Origin of the sequence: Pseudomonas sp. ME-P-057, assembly GCF_030208975.1 — a bacterium.
GTDB lineage: Bacteria > Pseudomonadota > Gammaproteobacteria > Pseudomonadales > Pseudomonadaceae > Aquipseudomonas > Aquipseudomonas lutea.
On the sequence record NZ_JARVSX010000050.1, the window covers coordinates 1 to 22,206 of the forward strand.

General features: G+C 62.9%; 19 protein-coding genes. 17 read left to right on the forward strand and 2 right to left on the reverse strand.

Annotation, left to right across the window (positions count from 1 at the left end):
* The 17 genes from QRN48_RS24115 to QRN48_RS24195 all read left to right on the forward strand — a co-directional run.
* Window positions 1–724, forward strand: a 724-nt coding sequence (locus tag QRN48_RS24115; protein WP_285353807.1) for a DUF2931 family protein, incomplete at its 5' end; no start/stop codon positions are given.
* A gap of 561 nt (window positions 725–1,285) precedes the next feature.
* The gene (locus QRN48_RS24120) at window positions 1,286–1,549 is read left to right on the forward strand and encodes a PAAR domain-containing protein (protein ID WP_285353809.1); all 264 of its coding nucleotides are present in this window, start codon (window positions 1,286–1,288) and stop codon (window positions 1,547–1,549) included.
* Between the two features lie 2 nt (window positions 1,550–1,551).
* Window positions 1,552–2,787 (forward strand): KPHS_23130 family T6SS system protein, encoded by a 1,236-nt coding sequence (locus QRN48_RS24125; protein ID WP_502944671.1) that lies wholly within the window; start codon window positions 1,552–1,554, stop codon window positions 2,785–2,787.
* Window positions 2,788–2,799: 12 nt separating this feature from the next.
* Window positions 2,800–6,195, forward strand: coding sequence for an ImcF-related family protein (locus QRN48_RS24130; RefSeq protein WP_285353812.1), 3,396 nt, complete (start codon window positions 2,800–2,802; stop codon window positions 6,193–6,195).
* Complete coding sequence (tssA, locus tag QRN48_RS24135; protein ID WP_285353814.1) at window positions 6,192–7,817, forward strand: type VI secretion system protein TssA; 1,626 nt, start codon at window positions 6,192–6,194, stop codon at window positions 7,815–7,817. Before QRN48_RS24130 ends, tssA begins: the two co-directional genes overlap by 4 nt.
* Window positions 7,818–7,839: 22 nt before the next feature.
* A complete protein-coding gene (gene tssF, locus QRN48_RS24140; RefSeq protein WP_285353816.1) occupies window positions 7,840–9,609 on the forward strand; it encodes a type VI secretion system baseplate subunit TssF in 1,770 nt (589 codons plus the stop codon).
* The gene (tssG, locus tag QRN48_RS24145) at window positions 9,573–10,796 is read left to right on the forward strand and encodes a type VI secretion system baseplate subunit TssG (protein ID WP_285353818.1); all 1,224 of its coding nucleotides are present in this window, start codon (window positions 9,573–9,575) and stop codon (window positions 10,794–10,796) included. The genes tssF and tssG overlap by 37 nt, the downstream gene beginning before the upstream one ends.
* Window positions 10,777–11,313, forward strand: coding sequence for a type VI secretion system lipoprotein TssJ (gene tssJ / locus QRN48_RS24150; protein WP_285353819.1), 537 nt, complete (start codon window positions 10,777–10,779; stop codon window positions 11,311–11,313). Before tssG ends, tssJ begins: the two co-directional genes overlap by 20 nt.
* Window positions 11,314–11,315: 2 nt before the next feature.
* A complete protein-coding gene (gene tssE / locus QRN48_RS24155; protein WP_285353821.1) occupies window positions 11,316–11,756 on the forward strand; it encodes a type VI secretion system baseplate subunit TssE in 441 nt (146 codons plus the stop codon).
* Between the two features lie 12 nt (window positions 11,757–11,768).
* Window positions 11,769–12,506 (forward strand): type VI secretion system ImpA family N-terminal domain-containing protein, encoded by a 738-nt coding sequence (locus QRN48_RS24160; RefSeq protein ID WP_285353823.1) that lies wholly within the window; start codon window positions 11,769–11,771, stop codon window positions 12,504–12,506.
* A gap of 325 nt (window positions 12,507–12,831) precedes the next feature.
* A complete protein-coding gene (locus QRN48_RS24165; protein ID WP_285353825.1) occupies window positions 12,832–13,521 on the forward strand; it encodes a biliverdin-producing heme oxygenase in 690 nt (229 codons plus the stop codon).
* Complete coding sequence (locus QRN48_RS24170) at window positions 13,511–15,727, forward strand: ATP-binding protein (RefSeq protein ID WP_285353826.1); 2,217 nt, start codon at window positions 13,511–13,513, stop codon at window positions 15,725–15,727. The genes QRN48_RS24165 and QRN48_RS24170 overlap by 11 nt, the downstream gene beginning before the upstream one ends.
* Window positions 15,728–15,886: 159 nt before the next feature.
* On the forward strand, window positions 15,887–17,110 hold the full coding sequence (locus tag QRN48_RS24175) for an MFS transporter (protein ID WP_285353828.1): 1,224 nt from the start codon (window positions 15,887–15,889) through the stop codon (window positions 17,108–17,110).
* 109 nt (window positions 17,111–17,219) lie between these two features.
* The gene (locus tag QRN48_RS24180; protein WP_285353829.1) at window positions 17,220–18,506 is read left to right on the forward strand and encodes a sensor histidine kinase; all 1,287 of its coding nucleotides are present in this window, start codon (window positions 17,220–17,222) and stop codon (window positions 18,504–18,506) included.
* 183 nt (window positions 18,507–18,689) lie between these two features.
* Entirely contained in the window at window positions 18,690–18,866 is a 177-nt protein-coding gene (locus QRN48_RS24185) for a hypothetical protein (RefSeq protein WP_191943294.1), read from the forward strand.
* Window positions 18,867–19,116: 250 nt separating this feature from the next.
* Entirely contained in the window at window positions 19,117–20,562 is a 1,446-nt protein-coding gene (locus QRN48_RS24190; protein ID WP_285353831.1) for an ATPase domain-containing protein, read from the forward strand.
* Window positions 20,563–20,589: 27 nt separating this feature from the next.
* Window positions 20,590–20,952 (forward strand): response regulator, encoded by a 363-nt coding sequence (locus QRN48_RS24195; protein ID WP_037010284.1) that lies wholly within the window; start codon window positions 20,590–20,592, stop codon window positions 20,950–20,952.
* A 45-nt stretch (window positions 20,953–20,997) separates the two neighbouring features.
* Here QRN48_RS24195 and QRN48_RS24200 read toward each other — a convergent pair whose 3' ends face one another.
* Together QRN48_RS24200 and QRN48_RS24205 are read right to left on the reverse strand one after the other, a co-directional pair.
* Complete coding sequence (locus QRN48_RS24200; protein WP_285353833.1) at window positions 20,998–21,672, reverse strand: DUF3313 domain-containing protein; 675 nt, start codon at window positions 21,670–21,672, stop codon at window positions 20,998–21,000.
* Window positions 21,673–21,934: 262 nt separating this feature from the next.
* Entirely contained in the window at window positions 21,935–22,171 is a 237-nt protein-coding gene (locus tag QRN48_RS24205; RefSeq protein ID WP_052075066.1) for a hypothetical protein, read from the reverse strand.
* Window positions 22,172–22,206 lie beyond the last annotated feature (35 nt).

Genomic DNA, 22,206 nt, shown 5'->3' on the forward strand with positions numbered 1-22,206 from the left:
CAAGGACTTTCGGTTCAATAGTCGTGTGGTGCCGCCAAGCCCACGGCGCCCGCATGGGCAATCTGAGGCCGACTGTGTATCGAGAATGAAGCGCCTGGCCTGTGCGGTAGTTTTGTTGTGCAGCCTAAGCGCGTGTGCGAATGGGCCGAGATTGCCGCCGACGCCCAAGCTGCCGTACCCGGCTTGGTACGTCGGGTTAGCTGCGCCCAAGCATATGGAGGTATGGGTAGAAACTGTCGATGTACTGGATAAACGCGGCCTCGCTTTTTACCGGGTACATGGGGGCGTGGTTAGCTACACCGGTAAAGTAGAGGGTTGGCATAAAGGCGGGGGTAAATCCAAGCCCATAAATAATGTAGATTTGCCGGACCGGATCTTTCTACGTTGGCAGTCTTTGGTCGAGCCGCAGGCTTACAAGATCAACATCCTAATTCCCCAGTGGGTACGTGATGAGATGGTTCGGCCCGAACGAGTCCTTTGCAAGTTTAAACAGCGATGGAAAACCGACTATCGCGACATCATCGCGCTTGGCATGGCCCCCGGAGGCATCGTAAAAGTTTGGGTCGGCGGCGCCTGCCTGGGTTTCACCGAAGTAGGTCGTTTTCAGGCTGAAGTCGAGCCTCTTGGCCCTTATCGAAACGGAAAAGGGTTGTTTTACCGAGCACCTAATCCAAAGGCCCAGGCCTGGATCGACCAGCACGGTATTCCCTATGGAAGCTGGTAATCCTGCCATGGGCGCTCACAAGGACTTTCGTTTGAAACGAAATGCAATTGTTTCACCGCTCATTCCACGGTGCCGACACTGGCAATCAGTCGTCAGCGGTAGTTCCAGAACAAGGAGGTGGATCTGCGAAACAGTGCGGTCACGCATTTTGAATCCATGCGCTAGCTGGCCAAGATTGCCGCGGACTTCTAATGGCTCATGTTTGATCTGGCACCTGGTTGTAAAAGCATTCAGAGATGCACACGTCCGTTTAAAAAGATTTGAACAATTGATCAGGGGAGGCTCGGTCTGTTCGCTGATCCGCCCAACACCATAAGTACTCTGAGGGGATTTCGGGAAATCCGCCGGCAGCATTAAAGCTGGCGATGCTCCCGTGCGAACGAAAGTTATTTAACAGGTAACTTCCAGTAATGCTTGGAAAAGGCGGAAGGAATACCAGCGCTTTTTCCAACGGACTGTTTCATTGATGCACTTTGTACGCATGGCCCTGTTACGTCCCGAACTTATACGAGTTCGGATGGGCTTGGTCATCTTTTATTCGAGAGAAACAGCGAGGCAAACATGCAAAACATCATCCGCAAAGGCGACACACACACTGGAGGCGGGCAGGTGCTCACGGGCTCTGACGTCATGAAGTTCGGCGGTATCGGCGTCGCCCGTTTGAACGATCCCGTTTTTTGCCCGCTGCCTGGGCACGGCCCGACGTTCGTCGCAGAAGGGCATGCCGTGTTCAATGACAATGGGGTCCCGATCGCGTTCCACGGTCATCTCTGCGCATGCGGATGCCTGTTGATTTCGTCCATGCCACAAGCGAGTGCAGGTTAATCATGCCCGTCAGACTGGATCACGTGCTCCCGCTTGCAGAGCGCCCGGGGCGGCCTCGGATTGGGCTGTGGCTTGGTGCCTTGGGACTGCTGGTGGCGGCGGGGTTGGTCGCGCAGGCGCTACTGGTTCCCCGGACGCAGGATGCCCCACTGCTGCTTATGGGGCCGGCAGTCTTATGGCCGGTTGCGGTATGGGCCGCCCTTGCCGGGATGAGAACAATGATCTTCATCGGCCAGCAGCGTTCGGCCGATGGCTGGGATGAGTCACGGGAGCAGGACCTGGATCTGCGGATCAGTGTTGGGCGTCGCTCGCTTTCTATCATGGGCATGAGTCTGCACAGCGCACTGCGAGCGCCGTACTCACAGGTGGACACCCAGCTTGATGCGCTGCTCAGGGGCGAAGTCGCCATCAGGTCCCAGGTATCTCGACATGGGCTCGTCGAACGCCACAGCCGGTTACCCGGCAAGGTAGATGAGGCCCATGAAACCCTGCTGAGCGAGGCCTTTGCCAACCTGCTTGTTGATCTTGCGCCGACGCTGTCGCAGGCCCCGCTGGATGCGCCTGTCGCGTTACTGTTCTCTGTTGATACGAATGTGGCCGATGACACCCTCCAGCACCTCTGGAATCAGGCGTGGCACCAATCAGGTATCCGCCAGGCTCAAGCGCCTTTAACGGGGAAGGGGCTGGTAGCTATCGACCATTGGCTCGATCACCGCGCAACGGATCAAGGCCTGCTGATGGTGATTGCGCTGCAAATCGCACCGTCGCACATCGAAAACAGCGCGGAAGTGGCGGTCGGTTTGCTCTTGGCAAATCAGGCAGTGCCGGGCGCTCTTCAATCGCTTGGCTGCCTCCACCGTCCTGAACCCGTGTCTGAATCTGAAAACGAGCAGAGCGACGAATCGTTAATGCAAACCGCACGTCGGGCGTTGGATTGGGTGCCGTTGCAGCCTGAGCGCGTTGGCCATGTCTGGCGCGCCGGTATTGGTGAGTCGTGGAACGTGTCGCTGTCTTCAACGATGTCTGCGTTGCTACCTGCAGTCGATGGCAGCCAAGGGATGACCGATCTGGATGCACTGCTTGGCTGCGCCGGGGCAGCTACGCCGTGGCTGGCAATCACCGCGGCGGTATTGCGCCTGCATCGGGAAGTCGAGCCGCAACTTGTTTTTTCCGGGGAGGGTTCAGACAAAACCGCGCTCTGGGCCCTGGCCTTGACCCCTGTCTCCACGGGTATGTGAAAGGAATCTTGTATGAACATTCCACGTTTTGTAGGGATCGGGTTCATCACGCTCGTCTTGGTGATAGGTCTGGGTCTGATCGTCCTGATTTGGCATTCGCCTCATGTTGTGGGTATCACTGCCGGTAGCGCTCAACAGAGCGCCTGGCTACTAGGGGTCGCAGCGGTCCAGTTAACTGCCTGCCTTGGCGTGGTGAGTTATTGGTTACTGACCCATCGGCTGGGCCGGGCAGAATATCTGAGACGCGCAAAGGAACAGCCTTCCCAGCCCGCGACAGGCGTGACGGTTGAATCGGCCGAGGAGCGAGCGTTGAAGGTTACTGCTGGCCTCAATGCTCACCTGCTCCAGCAATACACCCCCCTGCAACGGCTGCGCACCCGCTTCTACCTCATCGTCGGCGAGCCCAAACAGATCGAAGCCATCGCGCCAGGCCTGGCCGACGCCAAATGGCTCGACAGTCAGAACACCGTGCTGCTGTGGGGCGGCAGCCCGCAAACGCAGAGCGCCGAAGCCGCTGCCCAATGGCACACAGTGCTGCATCGGCGTGGCCTGCACGGCGTGGTCTGGGGACTTGACGACCAGCAAAGCGCCGACGCCGCGGCCATGTCCAACGGCGTGGCGGGCCTGAAAAAACTGGCCCGCGACGTCGGTTGGCAGCTGCCGTTGCACGTGTGGCAAGTCTGCGACGACTTGAGGCCGCCTTTGAAGCGCTCTCGGGAAACGCTCGGGTGTCTGTTGCCTGCGCGGTTGACCGCGGCGAAGTTGATGGCGGCGATGGGCCGCCTTGCTGAGCCTTCGTTGACGCGCGGCTTGGCTCAGGTTCAGGAAAACCAGGCCGACGACTTCCTCCTGCGCCTGGGTCGGGACCTGCGGGCAGAGGGCATCGCCCGCTGGTGCCAGGCACTGACGCCGTTGTTCGGCAGGTTTGCCCGCAGCGTGCCGTTGCGCGGCCTGTGGTTCAGTTTGCCAGCGCAGGCCGCTCAATCGGCTGGCCATGCGTGGCTGCCGGATGCGGCCTGGGCAGGTGTCCTCGCCGGCAAAACCCGCCAGGCCCGGCGCCTGGGCTGGCCCGCCAGCCGCGTTGGCTACACGCTTGTAATGGCCGTCGCGGTGGTGTGGGCGTCGGGCGTGCTGCTGTCGTTTTCCACTCATCGCGCGCAGATCGTTGAGATCAGCACGGCCCTCGGTGACGTCAAGTCTTCGGGCCACCGGGACCAGCAACTGCTCGCACTCAACGCGCTGATTCTGGAAATGGAGCGGCTGAAGGTTCATGCCCAGCGAGGCGAGCCGTGGCACCAGCGCTTCGGCTTGAGCCAGAACGATGCCTTGCTCGCCGCCATGTGGCCGCGCTACGTCGAGGCCAACAACCGGCTGATGCGTGGCCCGGCAGCGGAAAACCTCAGGCGTCAGCTTGCGGCGCTGGTCGACACACCGGCAGACAGCGCGCGGCGTGCCAAGGGCGCGCACAACGCTTATGTCCAGCTCAAGGCCTATCTGATGATGGCGCAGCCGGAAAAGGCGGACGCGGCATTTCTGGTCACGGCCCTCAGCCACGCGGAACCTGCGCGCATGGGCGTAGCGCCGGGGCTGTGGAAAGGGCTGTCGCCGAGGCTCTGGCAGTTTTACGCGGAGCATTTGGCGGCGAATCCGCAATGGCGCATCGTCCCGGACGAGGCCTTGGTCGCCCATGCGCGCCAGGTGCTGCTCACGCAGCTGGGGCAGCGCAATGGCGAAGCCAGTCTCTATCGGCAGGTGCTGGAGGCAGCGTCGACCCATCACCCCGATCTCGGCCTTGAGCAGATGGTCGATGACAAGGACGCCTGGCCGTTGTTCTACACGCAGACAAAGGTGCCGGGCATGTTCACCCGGCAAGCCTGGGAAGGGCAGGTGCGTCAGGCCATCGACGAGGTTGTCGCGGCGCGGCGCGAGCAGATCGACTGGGTGCTCAGTGATCAGCGCAGCAGCGCCATCGCCAGCAACGCCGGTGTAGCGGGCACTTCGCCGGAGCAACTGCGGGCGCGGCTGACCGAGCGTTATTTTGATGATTACTCGAGCGGCTGGCTGGCGTTCCTCAACAGCGTGCAGTGGCGGCGGGCAGACAGCCTGGCCGATGTCATCGATCAATTGACACTGATGAGCGATGTCCGCCAATCACCGTTGATTGCCTTCATGAACACCCTCGCGTGGCAGGGCCAGGCCGGCAACCTTGAACAGGGGCTCAAGGAGTCGTTGGTGCAGTCCGCGCAGAAGCTGATGGGCAGCGAGCGTCTGGCGCGGGTGCCGGCCATCAGTCAGCTGACGGACGTTCCGGCCGGGCCATTGGATGCGACGTTCGGCCCGCTGTTGGGCTTGCTGGGCAAGGACCCGCAAGGCAATGGCGGCGATGACGAACTCAGCTTGCAGGCGTTTCTGACGCGGGTGACGCGGGTGCGTTTGAAGTTGCAGCAAATCGGCCATGCTCCCGACCCTCAGGGCATGACCCAGGCCATGGCGCAGACGGTGTTTCAGGGCAAGGGCATCGACCTTACCGACACCCGCGCCTACGGCGAGCTGCTGGCGGCCAGCCTTGGTGAAGAGTGGGACGGCGTGGCCCACGCGCTGTTTGTTCAGCCGCTGGATCAGGCCTGGCGAACAGTCCTGGAGCCCTCGGCAGCGGCGCTCAACCGGCAGTGGCAGCAGGCGGTGGTCGAACATTGGGATCAGGCATTTCTGGGCCGCTATCCGTTCGCCGCCACCGGCAGCGATGCGTCATTACCCATGCTGGGCAAAATGATCCGCTCGGACTCGGGGCGCATCGAGCAGTTCTTGCAGCAGGAACTCAACGGGGTTCTGCGCAAGGACGGTGATCGCTGGGTGGCAGACCCCGCCCACGGTCAGAGCCTGCCGATCAACCCGCGCTTTCTTGCGGCCGTGAACCAGCTCAGCCATCTGGCCGACGTGCTCTATACCGACGGCGGCATGGGTCTGCACTTCGAGTTGCAGGGCAAGCCGGTGCGTGACGTGATCCAGACCACCTTTGTGCTCAATGGCGCGCGGCATGAGTACTTCAACCAGAAAGAAAGCTGGCAGCGCTTCGGCTGGCCCGGCAGCAGCGATTACCCCGGCGCCAGCCTCAGCTGGACCAGCGTGCGCAGCGGCGAGCGCTTATACGGCGACTTTGAGGGGCCATGGGGGCTGATTCGCTTGCTCGACGCCGCCACTGTCACGGCGCTGGACGACAGCGACAGCCGCTACCGCATTACCGTCCCGGCACCCGATGGTCTGGGCCTGACGTGGCACATGCGCACCGAACTGGGCGCCGGGCCCATGAGCCTGCTGGCGCTGCGTAACTTCCGCCTGCCGCGGCAAATCTTCCTCAACGGGGTTGCCAGCGCAAACACACCACCGCGCAACGAGGTGAGCGAATGAGCCTGCAACAGCTGATGGCCGCCGCACTGGGCGAGCGTGACGCCGTGAAACTGGGCAGAACCCACGCTGAACCTTGGGAACCCTGGCTGGCGCCGATCAGTGCCGAGTCGGCTGTGGGTGATGACCCGGGCTACGACGATGATTTCCAAAGCATGCGCGAGGAGGTCAACAAGTTGTCCGGTGCGAACGCCAATCGGGTCATCGCACTGGCCGAGACGCTGCTCAAGGGCAAATGCAAGGACCTGCGCGTGCTCACCTATTACCTCTGGGCGCGCCTGCACCGGGACGGCGAGGCGGGACTGGCCCAAGGGCTGAGCCTGCTGGCTGCGATGATCGAACGCTACACGGCCCAAGTGCTGCCGTTGCGGTCGAACAGCCGCAAAGTCGCGCTGGAATGGCTGGCCAGTGCCAAGGTACTGGACAGCCTGATGCTGTACCCGGAGGTGGTGAAGGCCGAAGCCGAACGCACCGTCGCCGCGCTCGCCTGGCTGGATCACGTGCTGCTTGCATGGCCGGCAGCGCACCGTCCGGAACTGGGCGCGCTGTACGCGGCGTTGTCGGCGCGCCTTGCCCAGGCTGGCGGGCTTGACGCAGTGGTGCCGCAGTTCGGCGCCAGCCGCAATGCGCGCGAGGTTGCCGTCAATGGTGAGTCCGATGGCCGAGACAGCACCAGGCAAAGCGCGGCGCCTGCGCCCGATGTCATCCGCTCCGGTCGCGATTTGCTCGACAGCGGACGCGCGCTGGCCGGTTACCTGCGCGAGCAACCCCAGGGCTGGCTCGCCGCCCACCGCCTGATCAAAAGCCTGCGCTGGGACACGGTGCATCAGTCGCCGCCGCAGGACGCCAGCGGGCGCACACGGCTGGCACCGCCGCGGGGCGAATACCGCGCGCAGCTCAAGCGCTTGTACGTGCAGCAGAGCTGGAACGAACTGCTCGATCAGGTCGAGCGCATGTTCGCCGAGGGCGTGAACCATTTCTGGCTCGACCTGCAGTGGTTCCTTTACCAGGCGCTGAGCAAGCAACCCGCGCCGTACGAAGGCTGGGCGCGCATCGTCAAGGACGACCTGAGCATGCTTCTAGACCGTCTGCCGGGGCGTGAAACGCTGTGCTGGAACGACGGTTCGGCGTTCGCCGATGAGACCACGCGCGAGTGGATCGAGCAGCACGTCATCCGTCAGGACACCCAGGCATGGCTTGCCACGCCCGCTGCCTCCACCACTGGCGAGGCGGACATTCTGGCGCTGGAAAGCGAAGCGCTGGCCCAGGCCGATCGTGATGGCGTTGAGCAGGCGCTGGCGTGGCTGGGGGCGCGGCCTGACATTCACAGCGGGCGTCAGCGCTGGCTGCTGCGCCTGCTGATGGCGCGGGTCGCGGAACAGTGCGGCAAAAGCGAGCTGGCGTTGCACCTGCTCGGTGAACTGGACGCCATAGCCCTGCGCCATGGGTTGGCGCAGTGGGAGCCGGAGCGGGTATTTGAAGTCAAGGCGCGGCTGCTCAAGCTGCTGCGCATGAAAGCCCAGCGCAGTGACGCCGACAAGGCTGCGCTGGGCAAACGTATGGAGCCGCTGCTGGCGGCTCTGGTAGCGATGGACCCGGTGCGCGCAGCCGTGCTGTGCGCCTGAAACCTATTACCAGGAGGTATCTTTGAACCAGGACAATCTCACCCTGCAATATTTCGACGCGGAAATGCGTTACCTGCGCGAGGCCGGTCAGGAGTTCGCCAAAGCATTCCCCGACCGCGCCGCCTCGCTGAATCTGGACAAACCCGGCGCCCACGACCCTTACGTTGAGCGGCTGTTCGAAGGCTTTGCCTTCCTGATGGGACGGCTCCGCGAAAAGCTCGACGATGACCTGCCGGAGTTGACCGAAGGCCTTGTCAGCCTGTTGTGGCCGCATTACCTGCGCACCATTCCATCGCTGTCGATCGTCGAACTGCAACCGGACGTGAACCAGATGAAGCAGAGCGAGACGGTCGCTACTGGCTTCGAAATCCAGTCGCAGCCCATCGGACCGCAGCGCACGCGGTGCAGCTACACCACCACGCAGGATTTGATCCTGCGCCCGCTGACGCTGGATTTCGTGAGGCTGGCGCAGGAACCGGACGGTCGCTCGGTAATCCGCCTGCGTTTTTCCTGCGGTGCGTTGAGTCAGTGGGGGGAGATGGACCTGCGCCGTATTCCGCTGTACCTCAACGCCGCTCCCGCCGTGGCCAACGCTTTGCACAACGCGCTGACACTCGGCGCTCAGGCGATGTACGTGCGCCAGTCGACCGATGCGCAACGTCAGCCGTTGCAAGGGCACTTCGCGGCAAAGGGCTTTCGCGAGGAGGACCAGCTCTGGCCCAAGGGCGACAGTGCGTTCAGCGGCTATCAGCTGTTGCTGGAGTACTTCAGTTTTCGCGAGAAATTCATGTTCGTGACGCTGTGCGGGCTGGAGCAGATGAACATCACCCCCGGTGCGGCGTGGATCGAACTCGACGTGGTGCTGGGCGAAGCCTGGCCTCATGCGTTCGCCCTGAGCACCGAGCACATGCGCCTGCACGCCGTGCCGGTGATCAATCTGTTTGCGCTTGAGGCCGACCCGCTGACGCTGGACCCGCTGCAGACCGACTACCTGCTGCGCCCCATGCGCTTGCAGGACGGACATACCGAGATTTACTCGGTTGATCGGGTGACTGCATCCCGAGATTCGGGCCGCGAGGAGTACGTGCCGTTTTCGAGCTTCCGGCACAAGGGCGGCATGCTGCGCGACGAGGCCCCTGAACGCTACTTTCATACTCGCCTCAAACGCGGGCCCAATGGCCTGCATGACACCTGGCTGATCCTGGGCGGAGAGGGCGCGGACGTCGACCGGCTCAGCCAGCGCCCCTGTCTGTCGCTGCGCCTGACCGGCACCAACGGCCAGTTGCCGCGCAAGGCCTTGCAAAGCACGCTGCTCGACACACCGCTGCACTCGATCCAGGTCGGTCTGCGCGTGCGTAACCTTTGCGCCCCGACGCTGCCGTTGTACCCGCCCAGCCGCGACCGCTTCCACTGGCGGATATTGAGCCATCTGGGCTCCACGTTTTTGCCCATGCTCGACAACGCCGAAGTGCTGCGCGGCACTCTGGCGCTCTACGACTGGACGGGCAGCGAGCTGAATCGACGTCGCCTGGAAGCCATTGTCGAGGTCAGCCACCACCTGATTCAGCGCTTCGAAAAGGGCTTTCTGCTGCGCGGCGTGGACATCCAGATCACGCTGGACGCCGACGGCTTCGGTGGCCAGGGCGACATCTGCCTGTTTGGCGAAATGCTTAATCGGTTCTTTGCGCTGTACGCGGACATTCACTTGTTCACTCAGGTCACTCTGGTGCTGCAACCGACCGGGAGGAGCCTGCGATGGAGCGAAAACCACAGCCAGCGGATCCCCGGCTGAGCGTCGCGGTACTCCTTGACGCGCTGCGCGGCCGGGTGGCTGAGGCGAACGTTTACCGCTTCTGCCAACTGGTTGAAGACGCGGCGCCTGGCCAGCCGCCCTTGGGCAGCTCCGAACGCCCGGCCGACGACCTGGTGCGCTTCCGCCCCGATCCCGGAATGGGCTTTCCGGCCAGCGAACTGAAAGGGCTTGAATGGCCGTCGCAGAACAGTGCGCTGCCCGCGACCGTGCGCACGCGGGTGCTGGGGCTGTACGGCGTGGATTCGCCGCTCCCGACCCGTTATCTGGACGACATTGCCCAGCGACGTGAAGGCCACGAGGCCCTGAAGGCGTTTCTCGACGTCTTCAACCACCGGATATTCACCCAGTACTACCGGATCTGGCGCAAGTATTCCTACCCGGCGTCGTTCGCCAGCGGCGGCGGTGACGCCACTTCGCAATGCCTGTTCGGATTGATCGGGCTGGGCATTCCCGGCACGGCCAAACGCGTCAACACGCCGCTGTCGCGGTTTCTTGCACTGCTGGGCATCATGCGTTTGCCGACCCGCAACGCAGAAGGCATCACTGCCCTGGTGCGGGTGCTGGCTGCGCGTACTCAGGCGACGACCGCGCCGCACTGGCCGCTGAGTATTACATTGGCGGCACCCGCCAGCTTGTCGGCGGCGCGCCCGGTGAGCCTCTCCCAGAACACACCATTGGGCCGCGTCGGTTGGGACGTCAACAGCGAGTTGCTGCTGACGTTATTCACCGCCGACCACCACGAGGCCCGCAACTGGTTGCCCGGTGGCACGTTGCGCCGCGACTTGCTGGTCCTGTTGCAGGTGTATCTGGGCTGGCGCTGCACGGTGCGCTTGCACCTGTCGCTGCCCGTCGCCTGCCTGCCACCGTCAGTGTTGAGCGGCGCAGGCGTGCTGCTGGGCATGACCGCCAGCCTTGCGCTGCAGTGCCGGTCAACCGGGCAAGCAACCCCGGTCCACCTTCATGAACCGGGCTCAGAGATTGATTCGGCAGATGACTCGGCCCCGCAAACATCTCCTGACCCAATCCCCGGGCCAGACCCAGACCCAGACCCGGATCCATCCCGAGCCTTCTCCCCGACAACAGTCACGATCTACCTGGGTCGTTACAAGGGCCTCAAACCCCGAACTCTGGAAGGAATACCTCTCTATGTCTCGTTCCATATTTAGCGCGTTGCCCATGCTTGCCCTCGGGCTTCTCATCAGCGGCTGCGGGATGACGCAAAGCGTGTCCGAATCCTCTGCTTCGCTCGCCGACTCGATCTTCCACAAGCAATTGCGCACGCTGCGGCTGGACTTCGACGGGCGAATGGCCTTGAACACCGAAGGCACCGACATGCGCGCGCTCTCGGTGCCGGTCATGGTGCGGGTGTATCAGCTGCGCGACGGTGCCTCGGTCAATAACGCCAGTTACGATGATCTGCTGCGCGATGCCCAGCGCGTGCTCGGCAGCGACCTGCTGGACCAGCGCTCGGTGGTCGTCAGGCCCGGGGAGGGCGCGCAGCTGGATGTGCCGCTGGACGAGAACGCTGCTGTCATTGCCGCGGTCGGTTTGTTCCGCGAGCCCGATGCGCAGCGCAACGACTGGCGGCTGGTGTTCAAGCGCGACGACCTTGATGCCGTGCGGCCCCGGGTGATCGAACTGAGTGGCAACCGCTTGACGTTGCGGCCGTTGGCCGAGGACTGACCATGACTGCACTCAACCCCTCGCTGTACGAGACGCTGCTGCAGAATTTCAGTGGCGAACTCGACCTGCATCAGGTGACTGAAGACGACCAGTACGTGCTTTCGGTGCTGGATAACCTTCAGCGCATCCTCAATAGCCGGGCGGGCACGCTGGCGCATCTGCCCGATTTCGGTTTGCCGGACATGGCCACCGTGCTCGAGGACCTGCCGTCTGCCGCCCATGGGCTGATGCGCACCATCGCAGACACGCTGCTCAAATACGAGCCGCGTTTGGTGTCGCTGCACATTGAGTTGTTGCCGCAGACCCAGCCGGGGCATCTGGTCTACGCCCTGGAGGCGACGCTGCGTGGCGAACGCACCGCGACGTTCGGCACGACCTTGAGCCCGGAGGGGCGCGCGGTGGTGCGCCACCTCAAGCGCCATGACCTGCAGCAGCGCCACTGAGGAGCAAGGGAGGTGACCGTGATCGAAAACGCTGAACCGTGCACCGTCGCAGGCGCTGATCCGCGCGGGCTACCGGAGTACCAGGCGCTGTGCGCGGAAATGGCCAAGCTCGGTCACCCTGCGTGTCCTGATGTGCAATGGCGCTGCGTTGAGCAGCGCTGCCTCAGGCTCTTTGCCTGCAACGGCGCGGACCTGCAATCGGCCGCGTGGTATGTGCTTGCGCGCAGTCACCTCGACCGCCTCGACGGGCTGGTGCAAGGCCTCAACGTGATGGAGACGCTGGTGGCGGCGGGCGCCAATCCCTGGCCGCGTGGCCTGTCGGCGCGGGCGGACATACTCAGGCGGCTAGGTGTTCTGTTGCAGGGGGCGCTGCGAAGTACAGCACTGGACGCGCACGATCTGCCGCGCCTTGGCCTGATCGAACGGCAGCTGGCGCATTTGCACCTGAGGCTGGTCGGCCAGCCTGCGGGTAGTGTCAACCCGCTGGATGGCCTGCGCCAACAGATTGCGCGACTGGCGTGCCGCATAGAACGCGATGCCCATGAGCAGGTGCGGCGAGGGGCTGACGCTTCGATCAAACCGCCGAATGCACACGCCGCCGAGCATCCCGCAGTGCCGGGAATGGGGCGGGAGATTAAAAGCGCCAGGCGGCCAGATACCAAGCCTGCCGCGAACAGGCGAGGGCTGGTGTGGCTGGCATGCCTGGGAACGGCGTTGCTGGTTTTGCTCGCCGCCTTTACCGGAAGCTGAGGTATGCGATTCACGCCAGCCACAGTACGGCGGCTCTACGCTGCGCGGTCATAGGGTCCAGCGGTCCGTAGGAGCCGGCTTGCTAGCGAACGCGTCCGACGCCACGGCAGCGAATAGTCCCCGCGTTCGCCAGCACGCCGGCACCTGCAGGGCTGCACTCAGCCACACGGACCGGGTTTCGTCGGGATACAGCCGATCTTTCAGGCAACAGAGCCGAAACCTACCGTTTGGCCGGGCGCCGCCTTTAAGCTGTCAGCCATATTTACAGTCGGGCACCCGTCCATTAGTGTGCGCGCATCAACTGCCTTGAAACTGCGGCTGCCGCATGTTCACGCACGTCTGCACAGACCGGACACCTTCGCCTTTGATCGACACCACCCTTGAGTTGACCACCGCCCTGGTTCCGGTGCCGACCGCCAGCGTTCTGCAGCAGTTGCGCACGGCGACTGCCGCTCAGCATCGGGCGCTGGAAGCCAGGCTGCCACTGACCCATGCCGACCTGGATTTCCCCACCTATCAGCGCATCATCCAGGCCTATTACGGCTTCCATTCCCCGCTGCAACGCTCCATCGATCAATTCTTTGCGGCTCAGCCGGCTCACTCGTCGCTTGTGCAGGACCCTGCACGCCATAAGGCCCCGGCGCTGCTCAAGGACTTGCACGCGATGGGCCTGACTGACGCGCAGATTAAAGACTTGCCTCAATGCAGCGAGTTGCCTGTGATCGACAGCGTCGCCCGGTTGCTCGGGGTGATGTACGTCATGGAAGGGGCTACGCTGGGGGGGCAGGTGCTGCGCCGGATCATCGCGGACAGGCTGGGCATTGATGCCGAAAGCGGCGGCGAGTTTCTGGACGTCTATGGCCGGGACACCGGGCGTTTGTGGAAAACCTTCCTCAGGCAGCTGGCAGATTTCGATTCGTCCCGGCACAACGCCGAGGTCGCGCAATCGGCCTGCCTCACTTTCGAATGTTTTGAAACCTGGCTGGAGCGCGCGGGAGTGCTGAATGACGCTTAACGACACGCAGACCATGGATGCGCTGCTGGACACTTGCGCCAACGAGCCCATCCGTATCCCGGGTGCGATACAGCCCCACGGCGCACTGTTGACGCTGCTGGAAAGCGACTGGACCGTGCAGCAGGTGAGCGCCAATGCGCGCGAGATGCTGGGCGTTAGCCATGAAGTCCAGCCCGGCGATGGGCTGGCGCGCTGGCTGGGTGACGGACAGGCAGACAGTCTGGTTGAAGCGCTGCGCCACGCCGACCTGGAGAGCATCGACCCTTTGCCGATGCAGTTCGGCGGGCAGGCTTTCGACGGCCTGTTGCATCGCCACGACGGCCTGTTGTTTCTGGAGCTGGAACCGGTGCCGCCCCAGTCGGCCGTGCATGGACTGGGCTCCAGGCTGACGCGCACTCTGCGCCGCCTGCAAGCGGCCAAGTCGCTGGATGAGCTGTACGCCATCAGCGTCACTGAAATCCGCGAGTTGACCGGCTACGATCGCGTGATGATCTACCGCTTCGAGGAGGAGGGCCACGGCCAAGTCATTGCCGAGTCGGCCGCGCCGGAAATGGACGCTTACAAGGGCCTGTTTTTCCCCGCTACCGACATACCCCAGCAGGCCCGCGAGCTGTACCGTCTGAACTGGCTGCGCATCATTCCCGATGCCGCCTATGTGCCGTCGCCGCTGCTGCCGGCACTGCGCCCGGACACCGGTGAGCCGCTGGACATGGGCCATGCCGTGTTGCGCAGCGTGTCGCCGATTCACTGCCAGTACATGCTCAACATGGGCGTGCGCTCCTCGATGAGTATTTCGCTGCTCAAGGACGACCGCTTGTGGGGCCTGATCAGCTGCGGCAACCGCGAGCCGCTGCAGGTATCGCATACCCTGCGCTCGGCCTGCCAGACCATCGGCCAGGTGCTGTCGCTGCAGATCAGCCTGCTTGAAGACCAGCACATTCAGCGCCAGCGACTGGCCAAGCACCACATGCTCGACCGACTGTCGCGAGCGATGAGCGAGGCGCCTGAGGACGTTTACAACGGCTTGCTGGAAAACGCCTCGGCCTTGCTGACACTGGTAGATGCCGGCGGCGTGGCAGTAATCGTCGACAGCCAAGTGCACCTGATAGGCCAATGCCCGACAGCCGATCAAGTGATGGCGTTGCAGGAATGGCTGCTGACCCGGCCGCAGCCGGTTTTCGAATCCAGCAGCCTGGGTGCAGTGTTCCCGGCGGCGCAGGCTTACCCGCACGTGGCAAGCGGCTTATTGGCGTTCAGTCTGCCCAAACCGGTGGTTAACGGGGTGCTGTGGTTCAGGGCCGAGGTCAAAGACAGCGTTCACTGGAGCGGCAACCCGGAAAAGTCCAAACGGGTCGTCAACGATCGCCTGCAGCCGCGCGAGTCCTTCGCCGCCTGGAAACAGCAAGTCAATGGCACCGCGCGGGCCTGGAATGCCGGGGAGGTGTACGCGGCGTCCGATCTGCGTCGCTCGGCGCTGGAGGCCGATTTGTCGCGCCAGGTGCTGCGTGAGCAGGACGCGGTGCGCGCACGCGACGAGCTGGTAGCTGTGGTGTCCCACGACCTTCGCAGCCCGCTGACGGTTATCGTCATGCAATGCGGCATGATGCAGCGTGTGATCGCAGCCGATGCCAGTCCGGCTTCCAAGCGCCTGAATTCGGCCATCGATACGCTGCAACGGGCCTCCGGGCGCATGACGCGGCTGTTGGAGGACCTGCTCGACACCTCGAAGATCGAGGCCGGTCGCTACTCCATTGATGTTCAGCCGCTGGACGTCAGTCAGTTTTTTGAAGACACCTGGTCACTGCTCTCGCCACTGGCGCAGAACAAGTACATCGAACTGACGTTCACCACGGAGCCGGAGCTGAAGATGTTCGCCGATCCCGAGCGCATGTTTCAGGTGCTGTCCAACCTGGTCGGCAACGCGATCAAATTCACCCCCAAGGCCGGCACTGTCAGCGTCAATGCCAGGGCCGATGGCGACACCGTCGTGGTCACGGTCGTGGACTCCGGCAACGGGATCGCGCCCGATCAGTTACCCCACATATTTGAACGCTACTGGCGCATACGCGAGGGCAACCCGAGCGGTACGGGGTTGGGCCTCTATATCTCGCGTGGCATCGTCAAGGCCCATGGTGGTGACTTGAGCGCGGCCAGTGAACCCGGCGTGGGCAGCGAGTTCCGCTTCACGGTGCCGCGCGCTCAATAACATTGCGCGTTGCACCCCCCGCGGGTGCATCGGGGCGCGAGGCCTGGCTTGGAGGGTAAAAGGTATTCCTGTCGGGAATGCGCGCTATAAAAAACATGAATTTTATTTATGGCTGTTTGGCTACTACCGTGTGCGTATTCCGTACATGTGGGAGCTGCCATGACCTGTCCAAGCCCGCCACCCCTCGCCGAGGCACACTGGAAGCGCAACCTTGTGGTCTGCGTATTCGGCGCTTTCACCACCATCGTCGCCATGACCTTGCTGCTGCCGTTCCTGCCGCTGTACGTCGAGCACCTGGGCGTCAGCGATCCGGCTGCCATTGTGCAGTGGTCAGGGGTTGCGTTCGGTGCGACCTTTTTCTCTGCCGCACTCACGGCGCCGTTGTGGGGCCGTCTAGGCGACCGTTATGGGCGCAAGCTGATGCTGATTCGCGCCAGTCTGGGCATGGCCATCGCCATGTCCCTGATCGGCCTGGCGGAAAACATTTACCAGTTGGTGGGGCTGCGACTGTTGGCGGGGCTGCTCGGCGGCTACGCCTCCGGCGCGACCATTCTGGTGGCGACCCAAACCCCGAAGGCCCGAACGGGCTGGGCGCTGGGGATGCTGTCGTCGGGGATCATGGCGGGCAACCTCGCCGGGCCGCTGATCGGAGGTCTGCTGCCGCCGCTGATTGGCATCCGCACTACGTTTTTTCTGGCCGGGGGGGTAACTTTCCTGACCTTCCTCGCTACGTTGTTTTTAATGAAAGAGGCGCCACGGCCCAGGCTTCAGCCGGGGGCAGCGAAAGCGCCTGCGATCAGACCGTGGGACCTCATCGCTGACAAAAAGCCGGTGCTGACCATGCTGGTGGTGGCCTGTCTGGTGATGTTTTCGATCATGTCCATCGAGCCGATCATCACGGTGTACCTCACTGAACTGCCCACCGAAAACGTCACCTTGATGGCGGGGCTGGTCATGTCGGCGACGGCACTGGCCAGCGTGTTGTCGGCGTCGCGCATCGGCAAGCTGGCAGACCGCGTCGGCCATTGGGAGGTGGTCATCGGTTGCCTGAGCGCGGCGGCCCTGCTGCTGATTCCTCAGGCATTCGTCAGCCACGCATGGCAACTGCTGCTGTTGCGGTTTCTCATGGGGATTGCACTCGGCGGCCTGCTGCCGTGCATCGCCGCAATCATTCGGCATTCGGTGCCCGACGCCGTGGCAGGGCGCATGCTTGGTTACTCGACGTCCTGCCAATACATCGGCCAGGTTCTGGGGCCGTTGACCGGTGGCTATCTGGGCGGGCATTTCGGCATGCCGGTGGTGTTTGTCGTCACCTGCATGCTGATGGCGGGGTGCGCGCTGGGCATGCTGATGATGCGCCCCGGTATTGCGGCGAGCCATTAGCGGGCTGGCGAAGCGTGTAGCGTTTGACAAAACCATGACATGACGCATCGGATAATCGGCGCCGGCGGGGCCAGGCCCCGGATTCGAGTACCGCCATGCACGGACATTCATGGACATCAAACACAGCCTCAAACAACGGATCGTCATCGTCTTCGCGTTGATGAGCACACTGGTCGCCGGGGTGTTCGCCATCGGCATCATCGCGACGGTACACCTGGTCGAAAAACGTCTGACCACCATGAGCCTCGGCGGCAACCTCCACCGTTTGCTGGCCCTGGACAGCGTCGACGACTGGCGTCACCGACCCGATAAAGACGAGTTGTTCTACGCCGACGAGGGTGTCGGCGACCTGGCCATGAGCGATGACCTCAAAGGCCTGCGCCCGGGCTTTCAGGAGTTTTCACGAGGCAAGAAAGCCTATTACGCCATGGTCTCTGTGGTGAACGGTCGCCATTACGTGCTGTTGCGTGACCAGCGCAAGTTTGAAAAGCGCGAGCGCATACTCTTCGGCGTCGTGTTGATCGGCTTCGTACTCAGCGTGCTGTTGGCGGTGTTGCTGGGGCGCTTGCTGGCGTCGCGGGTAATCACGCCCGTGTCACGCCTGGCGAGTCAGGTGCGTCATCGCGACCAGTTGCTGGAGATGGCGCCGGTGCTTGCCAGTGACTACGCCAGCGACGAGGTCGGCGCACTGGCGCGTTCCTTCGACGAAACCCTGGGCCGGCTGCGCGCCGCACTGAGCCGCGAAAAGCTATTCACCAGCGACGTCAGTCACGAGCTGCGTACGCCGCTGATGGTGTTGGCCACATCGTGCGAGTTGCTGATGGAATATCCGGCGCTGGATGACCGGTCCCGCGCGCAGGTCAAGCGCATCAGCAATGCCACGGCGGGCATGAATCAGTTAGTCGAGACTTTCCTGCTGCTGGCCCGCACCGAGGGCAGAAACACCCCGCAGGGGCAGCGTTCGTCCATGGTCCTGATTGCCGATGAGCTCGCCGACATCTGGCGCCCGTCCATTGAAGCCAAGGGCCTGACGTTCGTTTATCAGCGTCACGAGGGCGACGGGGAAGCGTACAACGCGCCGTTGTTGCGCTCGGTTATGGGCAATCTGTTGCGCAACGCCTGGCATTACACGGATCAGGGCTTCATTCAGCTGACCCTGCGTACCGACGGCTTCAGTGTCGAGGACAGCGGCATTGGCATCCCGTTGGAGAAACAACAGGCCATGTTCGAGCCCTTCGTGCGCGGCGATGAACAGCGCGGCGAGGGATTGGGCCTCGGGCTGTCGCTGGTGCAGAGGATCTGCGCCAACCAGCGCTGGACAGTGAGCCTGACCACCCGTGCGGACGGCGGATGCTGTTTCACCGTGCTGTTGAAGCCTGACTCGCCTGCCGGCTAAGCCGATCCGAGCGGCACTGCGCTCCTGTGGGACAGAACCAGGCCCACCTGACCGGCACCGTGCTTCTGTAGGACCGGCTTCAGCCGGGAAGGCCTGGGAGCAGCCTGCTCCGCTGGTCAGAATGACCGCACGAGTGGCGGACTGCCCGCTCCAAGGTATGTCTCCCTACATGGACTTGCGATCATGCGCTCCCCCCATCCATCACTCGTTTGCGGGCCTGCTGACGATGACGTTGCGAACGTCGACGACACCCCCGAGTACCCGCTGTCCGCGCCCCTCAAGCCCGAAGACCCGGAGCGTCGCAGCGATCAGTCCAAGGCCGAGACCGACGGCTGCGCCCCGGAGGAGGAGGCCGGTTGAACCGAGCCATCTCATCCGTTTGGATGATGTGCGGGCGAAGAGTCTCCAGCGGCGCCCGACTTTGGGGCCAAATCAAATGATGATTGCGCTTGGAAAGCGTTCTTAAAAACGGAAGAATGCGCGCTGTGTCGCGTGACGTCTGACGTCTTTGCGGCCCGCGCCGACCCGCTCCAAGCGCGGCGGGTCGCCCGCACAGCGGTATTTAACCTGTAACGTTCACGACGCCGTCCCTTAGGCGGAGGAAGCAAATTTGAATCAGCTAAAACGCCTTCAGAGCGGTATCGAAGGGCTTGATGAGCTGCTAATGGGCGGTTTCGTTTCCGGATCTTCCTACATCATCCAGGGCCGACCCGGCTCGGGCAAAACCATCCTGGCCAATCAGATTGGTTTTAATCACATCCGCAACGGCGGTCGCGTCCTTTTCGCGACCCTGCTTGCCGAACCCCACGAACGCCTGTTTCAGTTCCTGTCGACCATGAGTTTCTTCGAGAAAGACCGGGTCGGCGATCAGATTCAGTTCGTCAGCGCGTTCGACACCATGGAAAACGACGGGCTCGACGAAGTCGTGAAATTGCTGCGCCGCGAGATCGTTCGCCAGAAGTCCACGGTGATGATTCTGGACGGGCTGCTCAACGCCCGCTCCAAAGCCGAGTCCGCTATCAATACCAAACGCTTCATCTCCGAGCTGCAGGGCCACGCGGCTTTTGCCGGCTGCACAGTGTTTTTCCTGACCAGCTCTCAGCTCGACGACGGCAGCCCTGAGCACACCATGGTCGATGGCGTGCTGGAGATGGGCGAGGAGCTGGTCGGCAACAAATCCGTGCGTCGGATCAAGCTGCGCAAGACCCGAGGCAGCGGCGCCATTCCCGGCGCCCATGAGTGCGAAATCACCGAAAACGGGCTGGTCGTTTATCCCCGTCTGGAAAGCACCATTACCCACTCCGCCTTGCGCGACAGTGCTGAGTTGACCGTTGTGCCCAGCGGCGTCGACGCGCTGGACCCGCTGATTGGCGGCGGGCTCGTGGAGTCGTCGGTGACCCTGTTGCTCGGCCCGTCCGGGACCGGCAAGACCACGTTTGGCTTGAATTTCCTCGCGCGCGCGACGCCTGAGGCGCCGGGTCTGCTGTTCGGCTTCTACGAATCGCCGCAGCGCCTGCGCGCAAAGGCCGCAGCGCTTGGGCTGGATTTTGAAGTCCTGGAGCGCTCCGGTGCCTTGAGCATCATGTGGCAGTCGGTGACCACCGAGGTGATCGACAAGTTGGCCCTTGGCCTGCTGCGGGTGGTCAAAGAGAAAGGCATCAAACGCGTTTTCCTCGACAGCCTTGGCGGCATGGCCCGCGCGGCGGCCGATCAGTCACGCATTCTTGACCTGTTCAGCGCCCTGATGGGCGAGCTGCGGGCCCTTGACGTCACGGTGGTGGCCAGCTGGGAAGTCCACGGCCTGCTGGGCGGGAACGTCGATGCACCGGCGCCGGACCTGTCGGGGATTGTCGATAACTTGCTGCTGATCCGCTTTGGCCAGTCCCCGGCGGGGCTGGTTCGCCAGCTGTCAATCCTCAAAATTCGTGATAACCCCTACGACCCGGCCCTGTTGGACGTCTTGATTGGCGAACAGGGTCTGACTGTGAAAAAGGCTGCATTCCATGCCCTCGACGATTCAGGCAATGCCACGCCGCGGTGGGCGCCATCGAGCTGATGATTGCTCGCGCGCGCGGAGGGTTGCATGACCACCATTCTGATTGTCGATGATGAGTACCTCATCGCCGACATACTGAGCTTCGCCCTTGAGGATGAAGGCTATCTGACGGTCACCGCTGGCAGTGGACAGCGAGCGCTGGGCATTCTTGAACGCGAACGCCCGCAATTGATCATCACCGACTACATGATGCCGGGAATGAACGGCATCGAGTTGGCGGAAGCGGTACGCCAGAGCCCGACACTGGGACAAATCCCAATCATGCTGATGAGTGGTGCGCAATCCCATCTGGGCGTTGCGCGGCCTGACCTGTTCAACAAAGTGTTCGACAAGCCGTTTGAGATCAACGCGATAGTAGACGCCGTACGGGTCCTGCTGGGCGCGGGTTAGCGGGCGGTCAGGCCGCGTTGGCGAGATGGGCGCAGCCCGGTGTGATCAATGCTTTGCCTTCAGGGTTTCGTAGCTCAGACGCAGGTCCTTTGCCCAGCCGTCCAGCACCGGTTTAACGGAGTCAAGGGTCAATTGGGTTTTGTCATTCTCCAGAGGTGTGCCGCTGCCTTTGCGCACCACCTGGGCAAGCACCTTATGGCTGTCGGCATCGAGAAACGCTGCTTCCGTGGCGATTTCCACGTTCTGATCCCGGCCCCCGGTGGCGGTGTTGACGGCAGCGGCTACCAGCGCGAGCGGGATGACCTCATAAGGTTTCAAGCCTTCGGTGCTGGTTGAAACAGCGGTAATCGCCGGACGCACGATCAGGGTGTCAGGCCCGGGCCCGCTGGCCAGTGGCAGGTTCTTGCCGAGCTCGCGGCGCAGCGCCGTATCAAAATAGCGGGTGATGGCCTGCAGCGTTTGCGCCGGTATCACCGCAGTGGGCTGTGGCGGGGGAAAAAACTGGCTGGGCTCGATGTACACCTGGGTGTATTTGCCCAGCTTCACCTCCGGGTCGATCCAGCGCATGACCGGGGCCCCGGTCGCACTCTCTGCGGGTTTGAGAAGGCTGTAGTCTTTCAGAAACCCTGAATACTGAGCCGGATCGACTCGTGAACTGGCGCAACCGCCGAACCCCAGCATGGCGCAACAAATAATTGCCCAGAGTATCGGCATGTTCATGGTGTGACTCCCTTCGCTGTGTGCACCGATTTGCCCGCAGCCACCGACGGTGACAGACCTTCAAGAAAGCGGGCAGCCCACGCGCGCGCAGAAGACAATTCGAGCGGCCCGGTTTCGGGCGCGCCGTGATGTGCGGTCCATGGTGCTCATGCAACGCTAGCAGCTAATGGCGCCGGCGCCAGTCGGTAGGGATTGAAAGCAGCACGGGGGAGTGGCAGGGCAGGGGGAGGAACAGGGCGGCACAGAGGCCGCCCGCGGGGTATCAGCGACCGTCGGCAACCTTGCGCTCGATTTCAGCCGACTTCTTGTTCAGCTCCTCAACATCCTGCTCCTTCTCGCGGGTGGACACCGGCGTGATGACTTCGTCCACGGCGCGGGTGTCGTCATCTCTGTCGGCGAGGTCTCGCTGGACCACGTTGACAGGTTTGCCGGCGCTGTCGAGGGTCGGCGCGTCAGGTTGCACGGCGTCGCGTGGGTCGACGGGGGTCTGCTTGCTCATGGGTTCATCCTCGGAGTGGTAGGGCGTTGTAGGTT